The sequence below is a fragment of the Pseudomonas sp. TE6288 genome (genome assembly GCF_054062095.1).
On the sequence record NZ_JBSSEW010000015.1, the window covers coordinates 119474 to 134719 of the forward strand.

14 protein-coding genes are annotated in these 15246 nt (G+C 53.9%); 12 read left to right on the forward strand and 2 right to left on the reverse strand.

From position 1 onward, the window contains the following. Nucleotides 1-3 precede the first annotated feature (3 nt). The 11 genes from ACVWY1_RS17280 (at nucleotide 4) to ACVWY1_RS17330 (ending at nucleotide 12857) form a co-directional block, all read left to right on the forward strand. Entirely contained in the window at nucleotides 4-1254 is a 1251-nt protein-coding gene (locus ACVWY1_RS17280; RefSeq protein ID WP_277503187.1) for an O-antigen translocase, read from the forward strand. 44 nt (nucleotides 1255-1298) lie between these two features. Beyond that, a complete protein-coding gene (locus tag ACVWY1_RS17285; RefSeq protein WP_277503188.1) occupies nucleotides 1299-2162 on the forward strand; it encodes a glycosyltransferase family 2 protein in 864 nt (287 codons plus the stop codon). A 7-nt stretch (nucleotides 2163-2169) separates the two neighbouring features. Further along, nucleotides 2170-3396 carry a hypothetical protein gene (locus tag ACVWY1_RS17290; protein WP_277503189.1) on the forward strand — a complete coding sequence of 409 codons (1227 nt, stop codon included), beginning with the start codon at nucleotides 2170-2172 and terminating at the stop codon, nucleotides 3394-3396. After that, complete coding sequence (locus ACVWY1_RS17295) at nucleotides 3393-4364, forward strand: NAD-dependent epimerase/dehydratase family protein (protein WP_277503190.1); 972 nt, start codon at nucleotides 3393-3395, stop codon at nucleotides 4362-4364. Before ACVWY1_RS17290 ends, ACVWY1_RS17295 begins: the two co-directional genes overlap by 4 nt. Before the next feature lies 1 nt (nucleotide 4365). After that, complete coding sequence (locus ACVWY1_RS17300) at nucleotides 4366-5514, forward strand: glycosyltransferase (protein ID WP_277503191.1); 1149 nt, start codon at nucleotides 4366-4368, stop codon at nucleotides 5512-5514. Beyond that, nucleotides 5511-6509 carry a UDP-glucose 4-epimerase family protein gene (locus ACVWY1_RS17305; protein ID WP_277503192.1) on the forward strand — a complete coding sequence of 333 codons (999 nt, stop codon included), beginning with the start codon at nucleotides 5511-5513 and terminating at the stop codon, nucleotides 6507-6509. Before ACVWY1_RS17300 ends, ACVWY1_RS17305 begins: the two co-directional genes overlap by 4 nt. Continuing rightward, nucleotides 6506-7537, forward strand: coding sequence for an MraY family glycosyltransferase (locus ACVWY1_RS17310; RefSeq protein WP_277503193.1), 1032 nt, complete (start codon nucleotides 6506-6508; stop codon nucleotides 7535-7537). The genes ACVWY1_RS17305 and ACVWY1_RS17310 overlap by 4 nt, the downstream gene beginning before the upstream one ends. 102 nt (nucleotides 7538-7639) lie before the next feature. Then, the gene (locus ACVWY1_RS17315; RefSeq protein WP_102684357.1) at nucleotides 7640-9634 is read left to right on the forward strand and encodes a polysaccharide biosynthesis protein; all 1995 of its coding nucleotides are present in this window, start codon (nucleotides 7640-7642) and stop codon (nucleotides 9632-9634) included. Between the two features lie 188 nt (nucleotides 9635-9822). After that, entirely contained in the window at nucleotides 9823-10905 is a 1083-nt protein-coding gene (locus ACVWY1_RS17320) for an acyltransferase family protein (RefSeq protein WP_277503194.1), read from the forward strand. 292 nt (nucleotides 10906-11197) lie between these two features. Continuing rightward, the gene (locus ACVWY1_RS17325; RefSeq protein WP_277503195.1) at nucleotides 11198-12268 is read left to right on the forward strand and encodes an acyltransferase family protein; all 1071 of its coding nucleotides are present in this window, start codon (nucleotides 11198-11200) and stop codon (nucleotides 12266-12268) included. Between the two features lie 250 nt (nucleotides 12269-12518). Beyond that, nucleotides 12519-12857 carry a ComEA family DNA-binding protein gene (locus tag ACVWY1_RS17330; protein WP_277503196.1) on the forward strand — a complete coding sequence of 113 codons (339 nt, stop codon included), beginning with the start codon at nucleotides 12519-12521 and terminating at the stop codon, nucleotides 12855-12857. A gap of 46 nt (nucleotides 12858-12903) precedes the next feature. On the opposite strand, the gene ACVWY1_RS17335 is transcribed toward ACVWY1_RS17330, so the two are convergent. Next, on the reverse strand, nucleotides 12904-13071 hold the full coding sequence (locus ACVWY1_RS17335; RefSeq protein ID WP_082120463.1) for a DUF2897 family protein: 168 nt from the start codon (nucleotides 13069-13071) through the stop codon (nucleotides 12904-12906). Between the two features lie 182 nt (nucleotides 13072-13253). On the opposite strand from ACVWY1_RS17335, the gene pyrF reads away from it, so the two are divergent. Then, on the forward strand, nucleotides 13254-13955 hold the full coding sequence (pyrF, locus tag ACVWY1_RS17340; protein ID WP_277503197.1) for an orotidine-5'-phosphate decarboxylase: 702 nt from the start codon (nucleotides 13254-13256) through the stop codon (nucleotides 13953-13955). 167 nt (nucleotides 13956-14122) lie between these two features. Here the strand turns inward: pyrF and ACVWY1_RS17345 are convergent, their stop codons facing one another. Beyond that, a complete protein-coding gene (locus ACVWY1_RS17345; RefSeq protein ID WP_139672784.1) occupies nucleotides 14123-15124 on the reverse strand; it encodes an NADP-dependent oxidoreductase in 1002 nt (333 codons plus the stop codon). Nucleotides 15125-15246 lie beyond the last annotated feature (122 nt).

Here is a 15246-nt window from a genome sequence, read left to right on the forward strand (position 1 = left end):
TCGATGACGCTTATAAAGACCAGTCTTCTCAATGGTATTTCCGTAATTGTGCGGATGTTGACCCTGCTCGGACTGAACAAGATTCTAGCAATCTATGTCGGTCCGTCGGGCTACGCCGTACTTGGACAGTTTCAAAATGCGGTTCAAATGATCACCACGTTTGCCAGTGGTGCAATCAATACTGGCGTAACCAAGTATACTGCTGAGTATGGAGATGATCTGCCGCGTCAGCGAGAAGTTTGGCGCACAGCGTTGATCATTACCGGGGCAGGCTCTGTGCTGTCGAGCCTGCTCATTTTCGCGTTCAGCGATCATTTAGCTGTTTTGCTTATGAAGGATTCAGCCTATGCAAGTGTGTTTGTATGGTTTGCCGCATTCCTTCTCCCTTTTACGCTCAATGCCCTGCTGATTGCTATCCTAAATGGCAGGAAGGAGATCGCGCTTTACGTAATCGCCAATATTGCCGGTAGTCTTTTTTCTCTTCTCGTCACTACTGTATTGGCTATTCGATTGGGGTTGTACGGTGCCTTGGTTGCGTTGGCGGTGTATCAGTCCCTTAGTTTTTTCGTCACGTTGGTCATCATTCTCAGAACCTCTTGGTTCACCTTGGCTAATTTTTTTGGACGTTTCGACAAGTCTATCGCGCTGAATCTGCTTAAATTTACCTCCATGGCTTTGGCTTCGGCCATTTGTGTTCCACTCAGCCAAATTGCTATTCGTGAGTACATTGGTACTCAAGTTGGGTGGGAAGTTGCGGGCTATTGGGAGGCTATGTGGCGTCTTAGTGCGGCTTATCTGATGCTTGTAACGACCACGCTCAGTGTTTATTTTCTGCCTCGTTTCTCCGAGTTGGAGGACCTGGCGGATATTCGTCGTGAAATTATTGCGGGCTACAAGATAATTGTACCTGTCACGGTACTCTGTGCGCTGATAATGTATGCGCTGCGCGACTTTATTATTGGCCTGCTGTTTACTGAGGATTTTCTGCCTATTCGCGATATGTTTGCCTGGCAGATGCTGGGTGATGTACTGCGTATTTGTAGCTGGATGCTGGCTTACGTATTTATCGCGAAAGGCCGATTTAAAATTTATATTGCATCTGAAGTTCTATTTGCCTTTTTATTCTATGCGTTAACGCGCTTGCTCCTGCCATGGCTAGGTCTTTCGGGTTTGGCTATGGCGCATGCGTTGAACTATGCAGCGTATCTTGTCTTCATGTACTTGGCGTTGAAGCGGTTCGGGGTGTTCAAATGAGTCGGGTGCTAGATCTACCTTGCGGTGGCGAATCGGAAAAACTTGTGAAAGGTCTAGTCAGTGTCTGTATACCTGTTTATAACCATCAGCGCTACGTCGAGCAGTGCGTACGCAGCATTCTAGAGCAGGATTACTCGCGTATCGAGTTGATCGTAATCGATGACGGCTCTCCTGATGAGAGTTGCCAGGTGATTAAACAACTTATTACCGAGTGCGAGGCGCGTTTCGAACGGTTCGAATTTCGCAGTCGTCCAAACAAGGGGCTTTCCAATACCCTTAACGAGGGATTGGCATGGAGTCGCGGCGAATACTTCTGTGTGATTGCTTCGGATGACGCCATGTTGCCGGACAAGACAACGAAACTGTTGGCGCACTTGGAGGAGGACGCGACGTTTGCTGGAGCATTTGGCGGCATCATGATGATGGACGATGATGGAAAAATCGTAGGGCAGGTCAACCCTGCTTCGCGCGATTGTTGTTTTGCCGATATTTTCCTGGCCAAAGTCAAGCTGCTGGCCCCTGCCAATCTGCTACGTACCGAAGTGGTTCGCCGTATGGGCGGGTTTAATCCGCAAGTCAAGGTCGAGGACTGGGATTTGTGGCTTCGGATGACCCATGGTGGAGAGCGATTGAGAATTGTCGGTGAAGTGGTCTCTCTCTATCGTCGGCATGATAGCAATACATCAAAAAACTATGCGTTGATGCAGAATGAGATGGCAAAAATTGCGAGTGCCTATCGCCTCCACCCATTGTATGCCTCCAATCAATCGATGTTGCATTGTATGAAGTTTCGCGATCATGCCATGGTGGCAAAACTCCAAGCGGTCAAGATGCTACCTTCGGTGTGTTGGCGAGTAGGAGATGTGCGCATGTGGCAAGGGCTTTTTAATTTGCTGTTCAAATGGTAAAGATCCGATGACAATAGATGTAGGCGTGCATGGCAATGAGCAGGCTGAGAAAAAAGGCTCTTTTCTGTTGGCGCTCATTGTACTCGTGCTGGTAATTGGGTTTCCGCGTATCTACGGTACCGAAATCCCAATGGCGGTTTTACTCATGCCCTTCTATCTGTTTGGATTTCTTCGGTTGCTTGTTGCCAATGGCGGTTTTTCGGTTGCCTTAATATTGTTGTTTGGAAGCTGGTTGCTCGGTGGTGCGCTTGTCGCTACTTCCGGTGCGCCGGGAGATATGTTCTTTCATTTCGTCGTGTCCAGCAAGATTTTTCTCAATATATTTTTTGGCTACGTGATATATCGCGTTACGAGTAAAAGGCCTTCGGTTATATTGGCTTGGATTGCCTTGCAAAGCGCCTTGGTCATCATTTCTGTTGTTGATCGCGAGGTATACCTTGCGCTGTTAGGCTTTATTTCACCGCGATCGGCCGAGGTGTTTCAGCATATTTATGGATTGCGTGCGCTCGGTTTTGGCCTGTTTCATGTTGATGGCGCCCTTACACTTGTTATAACGACCTTCTATTATTTGCTAATTTCTCGCCCTGGTTATTTTAAGGGGTTGTTGATTATTCTGATTTTTCCGGTCGCGATGGCGATAGCGCGCAGCGCGATAATTCCTTTCGCGATCCTCGGCGCCAGTCGTCGTGGTCTGGGCCTGAAGGTTCTGATGCTAGTCGCTCTGGTGGGAATGGTCGTGCTGAGTTTCTATGTAACATCGGGTGCGTTCTACCAAGCTACAGAGATCTTCAGAAATTTTGCAACGACAGGTGAACTGCACAGCGACAGTGTTCAATCTCTGTCATTCATGTATAGACTGCCTGATCAGTTATCGACATATCTGTATGGTGACGGTCGTTACTTCTCCGAGGATACATCAGTGCTAGGTTTCTATAAGGGAACCGATGTTGGTTACCTGCGGCTTCTGTATTTTTCGGGTGTGGGATCTATTGCGTTATTTGTACTTTTGAATAGCTTTTACCTTTTTCCGATACTTTTTTCCGGACGCTATGAAAAAAGTCGGGAGATCAAGGTTTTTGCGCTCGCCTTGCTTTTGATATTTGTAATCATAAATTTCAAAGGACTGCAGGTCATGCCGATCTTTGCAGTGTCCTTGTATCTGTTCGCTGGGCAACAGCAACGCGAAACGCTCCGCCAAGCAGGTATACACAAGTCAGGGGAGGTAGAGACGTGAAGGTTGGAGTAACAGGAGCTAGTGGTTTTATCGGCAGACTCCTTTGCCAGGCTTTGCTGGCGCGTGGAGATGAAGTCGTGGTGCTCACCCGTCGCGCTGATTTCGACATGCCCGGTGTAAAGGTGCACGTGGGGGATCTGACGAGTGACGAACAGGAATTGTCAGGATTCGTCGCGGGATTGGACGTTTTATTTCACTGCGCTGGAGAGCTGAAAAGAACCGAGTTCATGCATGATTTGCATGTGAATGGTACTCGTGCATTGTTGGGGGCCGCGGTGCGTCATATCCAACGCTCGGAGCGTGATCTGCACTGGATTCAGTTAAGTAGTGTTGGAGCATATGGACCAGGTAGTGGTGCTCCTCATTCGCTGCGCGTGGTAGATGAGCAGAGTACCCCTGCGCCAGTAGGAGACTATGAGGTAACCAAAACCATTGCTGATGAGGCACTGGTGGCGGTAGCGTCTGTTACACCGCGTTTGCATTACACGATCGTGAGGCCGTCGATAGTGCTTCACGCGGCAATGTCTAACCAATCGTTTTTCCAGTTGGCCCGCGCTGTTCATCGCAGGTTGTTTTTCTATATCGGTCAGATAGGTGCGATCTCGACCTATATACATGCCGATGATGTAGTGAGAGCCTTACTGATCTGTTCTGAAAAGTCCGAGTCGAAAAATCAGACTTTCATCATATCCAATGATTGCGAGCAAGTGGCTTTGGTCGAGGCCATAGCCTCCATCCAAGGCGTTCGCCCGCCGCGTTTTCGCCTTCCAGAAAAATTTCTGAGGGCTATGGTAGCGCTGCTGCCCCCAAGGTTGTCTCCGCTTACTCAGGAGCGAATTGATGCCTTGGTCAAGCGTACAGCTTACGATACCAGTTTGGCGCAATCGCTCCTTGGCTTTAGTCCTTCGGCCACAATGCCCGAGCAATTAGTCTCTATTTTGAAAAAAAGTGAGCCATTTGGATACTGATATGCATTCGCGTAACAAAATTTGCATAGTGGCTACAGTCCCTGTTGTTTTGCATGTGTTCATGCGGGCGCATATCAAGCGCCTTTCTGAAAAATATGACGTAACATTGATGGTCCCCGGTACGCATCATGAGGTTGAAGAGCTGCTGGGAGAGCATGTCGATTTCATTCCCTATGCCATCGAACGCAAGATCTCTCTCAAACGTGACGTGATCTCGCTGTACCGGCTTTGGCGAATCCTGATGCAGCGTCGGTATGACTGCGTGCTATCCCTGATGCCCAAGTCTGGACTTGTCGCCATGTTGGCGGGGTGGCTGTCGGCGACACGGTGCCGTGTGCACATCTTCACCGGGCAGGTCTGGTTCACGCGGCGTGGGCTTGGGCGTCGTTTCCTGATGTTCCTTGACCGTCTCCTGGCCGGCGCCGCAACTCATCTGCTGACTGACAGTCATTCGCAAAGAGACTTTCTGATCGAGTCGAAGATCGTCGCCCGAGACAAGATCAGGGTGCTTGGCAAAGGCTCCATCAGTGGTGTGGATATCGAGCGCTTCAAGCCGGATCCGCAGCGGGCCGCGCAAATGCGTAGCGAGATGAACATTGCCGACAATGCCAAGGTTTTCCTGTTTCTTGGGCGGGTCAATACGGCCAAGGGGATATTGGATCTTGCCCGGGCCTTTGCATCGCTTGACGAAGCGTACGCCGATGCACATCTGTTGGTTGTCGGCCCCGATGACGAGGGTATCGATGAGTCGCTCGCCGCCATCATGCAACCCTGTCAGGGCCGGTTTCATCGTGTGGGCTTCACTCGGACACCAGAGCACTACATGGCAATGGCCGACGTGTTTTGCATGCCCAGCTACCGGGAGGGTTTTGGCCTGGCGGTCATCGAGGCGGCAGCGGTGGGAGTGCCCAGCATGGTCTCGCGAATCTACGGATTGACCGATGCCGTCGAAGAAGATGTCACCGGGTTGTTCCATGAAGCAGGGGATATTGCGCAGATTCGGCAGGTTCTCACCCGGCTTCATAGCGACTCCGTACTTCGTGATAGGCTCGCGGTCTCTGGACTGCAGAGGGCTCGCCGGGACTTTTCGCAGGATCTGGTGGTTGGGGAAATGCAGATGTTCATCAAGGCGATCATGGACCGCCAATGATGCCGCAAGTAGAAAGGACAAGGGGCGATGGTACGATGCGCATAGTGTTAACAGGCGGTTCCGGATTTGTTGGTCAAGGGGTGTTGAAGCGATTGGCGACGATGCCGGTAGAGGTGATTGCGGCAGTGCGCCGGCAATCGACCTCGTTGCCCGCCGGGGTCAAGCAACACCTGTTCGATGACTTGGCAAGCGAATCTGCCTGGCCTCAGGCTGAGCGGGCGTTTGACGTGGTGATTCATTGTGCCTCCCGGGTGCATGTGATGAACGAGGTCGCCGCCGACCCGTTGGCGGAATTTCGCAAGATCAATGTCGAGGCAACGCTTGCCTTTGCCCGGCGCGCCGCCCAAGCTGGGGTAAAGCGCTTTGTCTTTATCAGCTCGATCAAGGTCAATGGCGAGGGAACGCCTTTGGGGCAGCCCTACCATGCAGATGATGATGCCTCGCCCTCGGACCCTTACGGGGTGTCCAAGCAGGAAGCGGAAGAGCAGTTGATGAAGCTGGGACGTGACCTGGGCATGGAGATCGTCGTCATCAGGCCTGTGCTGGTTTACGGACCTGGGGTCAAGGCCAACTTCCACAATATGATGCGTTGGCTCGACAAACAGATTCCGTTGCCTTTCGGTGCCATACATAACAAGCGCAGCCTTGTGGCCCTGGACAACCTCGTCGACCTGATCGTGTTGTGCTGCTCGCACCCGGCGGCCGCCAACCAAGTGTTTCTGGTGAGTGACGGCCATGACGTTTCCACCACGGAGCTGCTACAGAAGATGTCGGTCGCCCTGGGCAAGCCGGCCAGGTTGATACCGGTACCGAGCTCGCTACTGACCTTCGGGGCCAATCTGCTGGGTAAGCGGGCGCTGTCACAACGTCTCTGCGGCTCGCTTCAGGTCGATATCTCCAAGACACGCCAGATGCTCGGTTGGGAGCCGCCTGTGTCACTGGAGGAAGCGCTCGGTATCACTGCAAAACATTTCCTGGAAAACCCCATTCGATGAGTTACTGGATCCTTCCCATTGCTGCTCTGCTGGTTTCTTACTTGCTGACAGGGGCGTTGCGTCGTTATGCAATTGCCCGAAGCATCATCGATGTTCCCAATGCCCGCAGTTCTCACTCCGTTCCCACTCCACGCGGTGGTGGTGTGGCAATCGTGCTGGCGTTCCTCGCGGCATTGCCGGTTGCCTACGGCCTCGATCTCATCTCGACCGGCCTGCTGATCGGTTCTTTGGGTGGATGCGGCCTGGTGGCAGTAATCGGATTTCTCGATGACCATGGCCATATCGCGGCCCGGTGGCGATTGCTGGGACATTTTTCCGCAGCCTGCTGGGTGTTGTTCTGGCTAGGTAATGCGCCAAAGCTGGTGATCCTGGGCGCGACACTGGACATCAGCCTGGTTACCTACGTGCTGGCGGCTTTCTACATTGTGTGGATGCTTAATCTCTATAATTTCATGGACGGTATCGACGGCTTGGCTAGCCTTCAGGCGATAACGGTCTGTTTGGGTGCATGCGTCATCTATGTCGCTTGTGGCGCTTCATCAATGGTTTGGGCACCAGCATTGCTTGCATTGGCCGTGGCTGGTTTTCTGTTCTGGAACTTCCCACCGGCACGTATTTTCATGGGTGACGCAGGCAGTGGTTTCCTGGGAATCCAGTTGGCGCTGCTGTCATTGCATGCCGCAAACGGCGCCCCCGTGCTGCTCTGGTCGTGGATCATCCTGATGGGTGTTTTCATCGTCGATGCCACCTTTACCCTGGCTCGTCGGCTGTTGCGTGGCGACAAGGTCTATGAAGCACACCGAAGCCATGCCTACCAGTATGCTTCGCGATATTTCGGTAAGCACCGTCCCGTCACGCTGGCCGTAACGGCCATCAATCTGCTCTGGCTGCTGCCTTGGGCGGCCATTGTGGCACTGGGACATGTGGATGCATTGGTTGGCGTGATCGTGGCTTATGCACCGCTCCTCGCGCTTGCCGTCAAATTCAAGGCGGGGCAAAGGGAAATGGTCGACAAGTCGCCAGCATGAGTGACCAAGACCAAAAGGCCCCGGCGGCATCGTTCATGCCAGCCACTATTGTTGCGAGTGCGGCTCAGGTTCAGTAAGAGGAGAATGATTTTGAAAGGGGTTATGGATAGTTTTCGGTCCGCATTGCTAGGGTTGCCTCGGCGATACAAAAGGCTGTTGCAGGTTGCAACTGACGTTGTGTTGGTCTGGGGCAGCTTGTGGCTGGCATTTCTTGTTCGCCTGGGGGTCGAAGAGCTATCCAATCCGATCAAGGAGCACCTGTGGCTCTTTATCGCCGCCCCGATTGTGGCGATCCCACTGTTCATACGCTTCGGCATGTACCGTGCAGTCATGCGATATTTCGGTAACGATGCGCTGATCGCCATCGCCAAGGCCGTTAGCCTTTCGTCGTTGATCCTTGCACTGGTGGTCTATTGGTACAGCAACCATCAGGCGGTGGTGCCACGCTCGATCATCTTCAACTACTGGTGGTTGAGCTTGGTGTTTCTTGGTGGACTGCGTCTGTTGATGCGCCAATACTTTTTGGGCGACTGGTTTGCAGCGGCCAAGCATGTCCCTTTCACAAACCGTGATGATGGATTGCCGAAAGTCGCGGTTTATGGGGCTGGAGCTGCCGGCAACCAGTTGGTCGCGGCCTTGCGCATGGGCCGGCTGATGCGTCCGGTGGCTTTCATTGACGATGATCTGAGCATCAGTGATCGGGTGATCGCCGGGCTGCAGGTCTACAAACCCAAGCATATTCAAAGAATGCTGGAGTTGACCGGCGCTGAGGAAATCCTGCTCGCCATTCCTTCGGCAACCCGTGCGCGCCGGCGTGAAATACTGAGCTTCCTCGAAGGCTTCCCCTTGCATGTGCGTAGTGTGCCTGGCTTCATGGACCTGGCCCGTGGTCAGGTCAAAGTAGATGATATCCAGGAAGTCGACATCGCCGATTTGCTTGGGCGTGATCCAGTGCCGGCACAGAGCGAGTTGCTGGAGCGCTGTGTTGTCGGCCAATCTGTGCTGGTCACCGGGGCCGGGGGCTCGATCGGGTCCGAACTCTGTCGTCAGATATTGAGTCTTCGTCCGAAGAATCTGCTGCTGTTTGAACACAGTGAGTTTAATCTCTATAGCATTCTGAGCGAGCTCGAGCAGCGGGTTTCCCGCGAGTCTTTGCCTGTCAGGGTATTACCGATTCTGGGATCCATTCGCAATCCTGATCAACTATTCGACGTCATGCGTACTTGGCATATCGACACGGTCTACCATGCTGCCGCGTATAAGCATGTACCTATGGTCGAGCACAATATCGCCGAAGGGGTTCTCAATAACATTTTTGGAACGCTCAACACCGCACAGGCTGCGTTGCAGGCCGGCGTATCGAATTTTGTGCTGATTTCCACCGACAAAGCGGTTCGTCCTACCAACGTCATGGGCAGTACCAAGCGTTTGGCAGAGATGATCCTGCAGGCGTTGAGCCGTGAGTCTGCCCCTGTCCTGTTTGGCCGCAGCAGTAATCTTCCTCATGTCAACCGGACTAGGTTCACCATGGTCCGGTTCGGCAACGTGCTGGGATCCTCGGGTTCAGTCATTCCGCTTTTCCACAAGCAGATCAAGTCTGGTGGTCCACTGACCGTCACGCACCCCAAGATTACCCGTTACTTCATGACCATTCCCGAGGCCGCGCAGCTTGTCATCCAGGCTGGTTCCATGGGGTTGGGAGGGGATGTGTTCGTGCTGGACATGGGAAAACCGGTGAAGATCGTGGAACTGGCAGAGAAGATGATTCACCTTTCTGGCCTTAGCGTTCGGTCGGAGCGTAATCCGAATGGTGACATCGCCGTTGAGTTCACCGGATTGCGGCCAGGAGAGAAACTCTATGAAGAGCTGCTGATCGGCGACAACGTCGTCTCCACTCAGCACCCGATGATCATGAGCGCCGATGAGGACTTCCTCGAGTGGTCAGCACTCAAGGAACAGTTGGTTCGACTGCAGAGTGCGGTGCAGATGGATGATTATGTTTCTGTTCGCCAGTTGCTTCGGGAAATGGTCAGCGGCTATTCTCCGGACAGTGAAATTGTAGATTGGATCTATCTTCAGAGGCGAATGGATCCGTGATTTAATAGATGTATGCATGTCGATCAGGGTGTGCCCCGCAATCAATGTGCGGGATACACCTGTTCGTCCGGTTCTGAGTAAGATCGACTGTGTGCTGTGCTTATAAGTTACTGCGTTTTATTAAGCTCGCGCTGTGGGTCGATATTAGCCCTGCATCTCTCGGTCAGGCAATGGTAAGGTAAATTTTTATGGGCTCTAAACTTTCTGCCCTGACATCGTTGCGTTTCTTTGGCGCGCTTTTGGTTTTTGTTAGTCATCTGAATTTTTTAAGGCAAAGCGATTCCGTAGTGGTGTCCGATTTTTATGGTGACTATATGTATGAAGGATACATTGGGGTCACCTTTTTTTTTGTGCTTTCGGGGTTTATTCTTGCTTACGCCAATCATGGCAAGGTATTTGGTTACGGCGAGTATCTGTTTTCGAGGGCGGCGCGGATCTACCCGCTACATCTACTGACTTTGCTGGCGTCCATTGCTGTATTGGCGGCAGTTGGCGGCGGGCCATCCAGTGTTTGGAAATATGTATCGTCGTTACTGTTAAATATCAGTCTTTTTCAAGCCCTGAGCGCCAAGGCATCGGTGTACTTCTCGTTTAATGCCCCTTCGTGGAGTCTGTCAGTAGAGCTTTTTTTCTATATATTGTTTCCTTTTTTAATTTCATTCGGTACCCGCGCGCTGGTAGGTGTCGTTGTCTCTATTGTTTTGTTGAAATGTGCCTTGGCTTTGTGGGGCGGCGAAGCGTTGGAGCATTTCTTGTTTTATATCTTTCCTCCGCTGCGCCTTGCTGATTTCCTGGTGGGGATTTTGCTGTTTAGGCTCTATGTGGGGGGGCCGGTGTACACGAGCGGGCAGGCGTCATTCTGTCAGGCGTCGTCATTGCTCGTACTTGTGGCTTTCTTCTCCCTTGGTAAATTCATTCCACAGTCCTATAGATTTGATATCTATTATCTTTTGCCTATGGCTTACCTTGTTTTTTCCTTTGCGCACCAGCAGGGAGTTCTTGCGCAAGCGATAAGCTCACGCTTGTTGGTTCTGTTGGGGGAGGCGAGTTTTGCATTTTATCTCGTGCATCAGTTGGTAATTATTGTTGGTCAGGAACTCAGGCTGAGGCTTAATAGTGATCATGCTGTTTTGACGGATGCAGGCTTTGCAGTCGTCTATTTTGTAGTCTCTTTGGTGCTCAGTATTTTCCTTTTCAAGTATTATGAAACTCCCGCTAGAATGAAGATGATTTCACTGTGGCGTCGGAGGCGCTGGGGAATGGCGGTGTGATGGGGGGCGCATACTGTTGCGGGTTTGTTTTTCAAGGTTGTTTAAAAATAGAGCTACGGCTTGATGACAGTAATAGAACTTTTTTTGAGTGGGTGCAATAACGCAATAAAGGCAAGGGCAGCGCTTACTTGCAGTCAACGGCCTCCGATTGTCGATGAGGTCCGACAGCCTCAAGCGTGGTAGCGGTAACAGGTGTGAAAAATACAGATGGCTCCAGCAATCCTGATGCTTGCTTTTGCTTCTGTCTGATGTAGAATCTAGCCCATTTTTCCTCGGTCACTGGCGGGTAGTTATGTTGAGAGATAAAAGCAGGATCGACTTTCTCGACTTCATGAGGGTGTTTGCCTTTCTAAGCGTACTCATAGGTCACCTGTTCAACAAGCATCTGGCTGAGATTGCAATGGATACCTCCCTGCATCTCACTGTTCGCCAGGTCGCGCAGCTGATATATGACATCTGTTTCGCTGGGGCGGCCGGTGTCGTTGTGTTCTTCATGACGTCGGGGTATATCATTACCCATGTCCTGCAACATGAACGTACAGGCGAATTCGTCATTCGTCGGATTTTTAGAATTTACCCACTTTACGTCGTTGCAATTCTGTCAGAGGTTGTAGTCACGCATACGGTTATGAGCGTGCCTTTACCTTCTTTGCTTGAGTTGACCTCTAGGCTTCTACTGGTCGGGGATTTTTTCAATACGCCTAATGCACTGGGTGGCGTGGAATGGACACTGAGGATAGAAATTCTGTTCTATGGGTTCATGGCTGTTCTGAAAGCAGTGGGCCTCATTGAGCGGCCCAAACTCCTGCCATTGGTTCTTGCGGTCATGACCCTGATACTATTCTTTGGTGGCGCGTTCCCACACGCTGGTGCCTGGACTGATGGCTACCTCAACATTTTTGGACCGTTTTTGTTTGTGGGTGTAATGGTCTATCTTGTCGAAAAAAATCTGGCGAATCGCTATCTCTGCTTTTCCTTGATTTTTTTGATTGCAGTGGTTTCCATTGAGCAAACGGTGCTACTGAAACCAGCGCTCAAGGAAAGCAATTATATAGTGATGGCAACCTTGCTCTTCTTGTCGGGGTGGGCATTGAGAGAACGAATCGTTAGTAATGCGATTATCAAGACGTTGTCCGAGATGACCTACGCGATTTATCTATTCCATCTTTGGTCGTGGGGTTATCTGGAGATTTTGGTCGTCAAGATCGGGTTTACTGCCATCCCCTATAAGTTGCAGCAGATTGTGTTGCTTTTCGTCCTGTGCTACGTGGCGACAAAAACTATTGAGCGATACGGGGTAGCAGCTGGGCGCACCTTTATTCAGCGGATTAGAGATTCAAAAGCTTTCCTGCGACCGGCGTGATATAAAATCTCATCGCCACAGGGGCCGCGCATCAGGTGCTTTGCATTGCGGATGTCTCTGGATTTTCAATGCGCTCTATTGGGTGCTTGTTATAAGTCATCTACATTTTGCAAAGTTAAGTTCTTGTCGGCGGAATGATCTGGTAATACTCTTCCGAGTGTTCGCCTGTTGAATGTGCGGCCTTAGCGTCTAGGGTTTAGGGGCAGCCAAGGAACGCTGCCTCTGGAATCCACGACCAAGGAGTCTCAACATGCGAAACTATGTACTGACCTATCTGTTGCTGCCGGTCTTCACCTGCCTGTCATTCTCTGTTTCCGCTGCGCCTGCAGCGGCACCGGTACCCGTTGTCGAACAGGTCGAACTGCAAGCTGCCACGTCATCGGCGCAAATGGGGACGGTTGATCTCAACCAGGCCGATGCGTTGACCCTGCAGAACGAACTCAATGGCATCGGCAAGGCCAAGGCAGAGGCAATCGTGGCCTATCGAGAGGCGCACGGCCCATTCCAATCGGTGGATGAGTTGCTGGAAATCAAGGGAATCGGCAATGCGCTGCTCGAGCGCAACCGTGAAAAGCTGAGGGTGAACTAACCTCGGTCAGCCGACCGATGAGTATCGGTCGGCTTTCTGCCGCGCATCAGCGATCCTGCGCATCCTTCGCATCCGCCTCGGCATTGCGCTCATGCACCTTCTTCAACTGCTCCTCGGTCAACGGCAACTTCTTCGCCGTATCGCGGAGCAGCATCAATCCGCCGACAATCGACCCAAGCGCAACAAGCAGTATCAACCAGGCATACCAAGGCATCGAGATTCTCCTGAAAGCGTATAGGGCACCGCTTACATGGCATTCGAGCCATTGCCGCAGCCGTTGGTTCCATTATAGGAGCCACCCCCACCCAGGCCAATTCTCATGACCCGCGGCCCCCAAACCCCGCCCCACTTCGTTTACAATGCGCGCCGTTTACGACTTGCCAAGAGACCCTGCCCATGCCCGCCTGCCAGACGCCCCTGATCGTCGCCCTGGACTTCCCCACCCGTGACGCCGCCCTGAAGCTGGCCGACCAGCTCGACCCCGCCCTGTGCCGGGTCAAGGTGGGCAAGGAACTGTTCACCAGCAGCGCTGCGGGCATCGTCGAGACCCTGTGCAGCAAGGGCTTCGAAGTGTTCCTCGACCTTAAGTTCCACGATATCCCCAACACCACCGCCATGGCGGTCAAGGCTGCGGCCGAGATGGGCGTGTGGATGGTCAACGTGCACTGCTCCGGTGGCCTGCGCATGATGTCGGCGTGCCGCGAAGAGCTTGCCAAGCGCAGCGGTCCGCAGCCGCTGCTGATCGGCGTGACCGTGCTGACCAGCATGGAGCGTGAGGATCTGGCCGGTATCGGCCTGGATGTCGACCCGCAGGAGCAGGTGCTGCGCCTGGCGGCGCTGGCGCAGAAGGCCGGCATGGACGGTCTGGTGTGCTCGGCGCTGGAAGCGCCGGCACTGAAGGCGGCGCACCCGTCGCTGCAGCTGGTGACCCCGGGTATTCGCCCGGCGGGTAGTGCCCAGGATGACCAGCGCCGGATCCTGACCCCGCGCCAGGCTCTGGACGCCGGTTCCGATTACCTGGTGATCGGGCGTCCGATCAGCCAGGCAGCGGATCCGGCCAAGGCGTTGGCTGCTGTGGTGGCTGAGATTCGCGGTTAAATCAGGGATCGTGGGAGCGGGGGGGGGGGGGGGGGGGGGGGGGGGGTGGGGGGTGGGGGGGGGGGGGGGGGGGGGGGCCGGCCTGCGGCCCTCCCACGCCCCGCCCGCGCGCGGGCCCCCCCCCCGCTCCCACAAACCTGGCTGCGCCTGAGCGCAGCCCGCAATGATCAGACCTTCAGCACCAACTTGCCGAAATTCTCCCCGCTGAACAGCTTGAGCAGCGTCTCGGGGAAGGTTTCCAACCCCTCAACCACATCCTCCTTGCTCTTGACCTTGCCGCTGGCCAGCCAGCCGGCCATTTCCTGCGCGGCCTTGCCGTATTCCTTGACGTAGTCCATCACCACGAAGCCTTCCATGCGCGCGCGGTTGACCAGCAGCGCCAGGTAGTTGGCCGGGCCCTTGACCGCTTCCTTGTTGTTGTACTGGCTGATGGCGCCGCAGATCACCACCCGGGCCTTGAAGTTCAGGCGCGACAGCACGGCATCGAGGATATCGCCGCCGACGTTATCGAAGTACACATCCACGCCTTTGGGGCATTCGCGCTTGAGCCCGGCGAGCACGTCTTCGGCCTTGTAGTCGATGACCCCGTCGAAGCCCAGTTCATCCAGCAGGTATTGGCATTTCTGTGCGCCGCCGGCGATGCCGACCACGCGGCAACCCTTGAGCTTGGCGATCTGTCCGGCAATGCTGCCGACCGCGCCGGCGGCGCCGGAAATCACCACGGTGTCGCCGGCCTTGGGCTGGCCGACATCGAGCAGGGCGAAGTAGGCGGTCATGCCGGTCATGCCCAGGGCGGACAGGTAGCGCGGCAGGGGGGCCAGGCGCGGGTCGATCTTGTGCAGGCCCTGAGGTTCACCGGTGAAGTAGTCCTGCACGCCGAGGGCGCCGCTGACATGGTCGCCGGGCTTGTAGTCCGGGTGCTTGGAACTGACCACTTCGCCCACGCCGAGTGCGCGCATCACCTGGCCAAGGCCCACCGGGGGGATGTACGACTTGCCTTCGTTCATCCAGCCGCGCATGGCAGGGTCCAGGGACAGGTAAAGGTTCTTCACCAGCACCTGGCCTTCGCCCGGCTCGGCGGCAGGGGCCTGCTCATAGGTGAAGTCGTCACGGCGCACGGCGCCGACCGGGCGCTTGGTCAGCAGGAAACGGCGGTTGGTGTGGGGCATGGCGAGTTCTCCTGAACGAACGAGTGTGAGGGGGGGATGATCGGCGGGTTGAATGGGCCGCGTCACGCAAGATCACTGCGAACGATAGTAGTCCAACCGTACCCTTGATGATGCTGCCCAGC

Bases quoted from the DNA above. Each gene is read 5' to 3' on its own strand.
- ACVWY1_RS17280 (WP_277503187.1), top strand. From the start codon at position 4: ATGACGCTTATAAAGACCAGTCTTCTCAATGGTATTTCCGTAATTGTG.
- ACVWY1_RS17320 (WP_277503194.1), top strand. From the start codon at position 9,823: ATGGGCTCTAAACTTTCTGCCCTGACATCGTTGCGTTTCTTTGGCGCG.
- ACVWY1_RS17330 (WP_277503196.1), top strand. From the start codon at position 12,519: ATGCGAAACTATGTACTGACCTATCTGTTGCTGCCGGTCTTCACCTGC.
- ACVWY1_RS17325 (WP_277503195.1), top strand. From the start codon at position 11,198: ATGTTGAGAGATAAAAGCAGGATCGACTTTCTCGACTTCATGAGGGTG.
- ACVWY1_RS17290 (WP_277503189.1), top strand. From the start codon at position 2,170: ATGACAATAGATGTAGGCGTGCATGGCAATGAGCAGGCTGAGAAAAAA.
- ACVWY1_RS17310 (WP_277503193.1), top strand. From the start codon at position 6,506: ATGAGTTACTGGATCCTTCCCATTGCTGCTCTGCTGGTTTCTTACTTG.
- ACVWY1_RS17335 (WP_082120463.1), bottom strand. From the start codon at position 13,071: ATGCCTTGGTATGCCTGGTTGATACTGCTTGTTGCGCTTGGGTCGATT.
- ACVWY1_RS17305 (WP_277503192.1), top strand. From the start codon at position 5,511: ATGATGCCGCAAGTAGAAAGGACAAGGGGCGATGGTACGATGCGCATA.
- pyrF (WP_277503197.1), top strand. From the start codon at position 13,254: ATGCCCGCCTGCCAGACGCCCCTGATCGTCGCCCTGGACTTCCCCACC.
- ACVWY1_RS17300 (WP_277503191.1), top strand. From the start codon at position 4,366: ATGCATTCGCGTAACAAAATTTGCATAGTGGCTACAGTCCCTGTTGTT.
- ACVWY1_RS17315 (WP_102684357.1), top strand. From the start codon at position 7,640: ATGGATAGTTTTCGGTCCGCATTGCTAGGGTTGCCTCGGCGATACAAA.
- ACVWY1_RS17345 (WP_139672784.1), bottom strand. From the start codon at position 15,124: ATGCCCCACACCAACCGCCGTTTCCTGCTGACCAAGCGCCCGGTCGGC.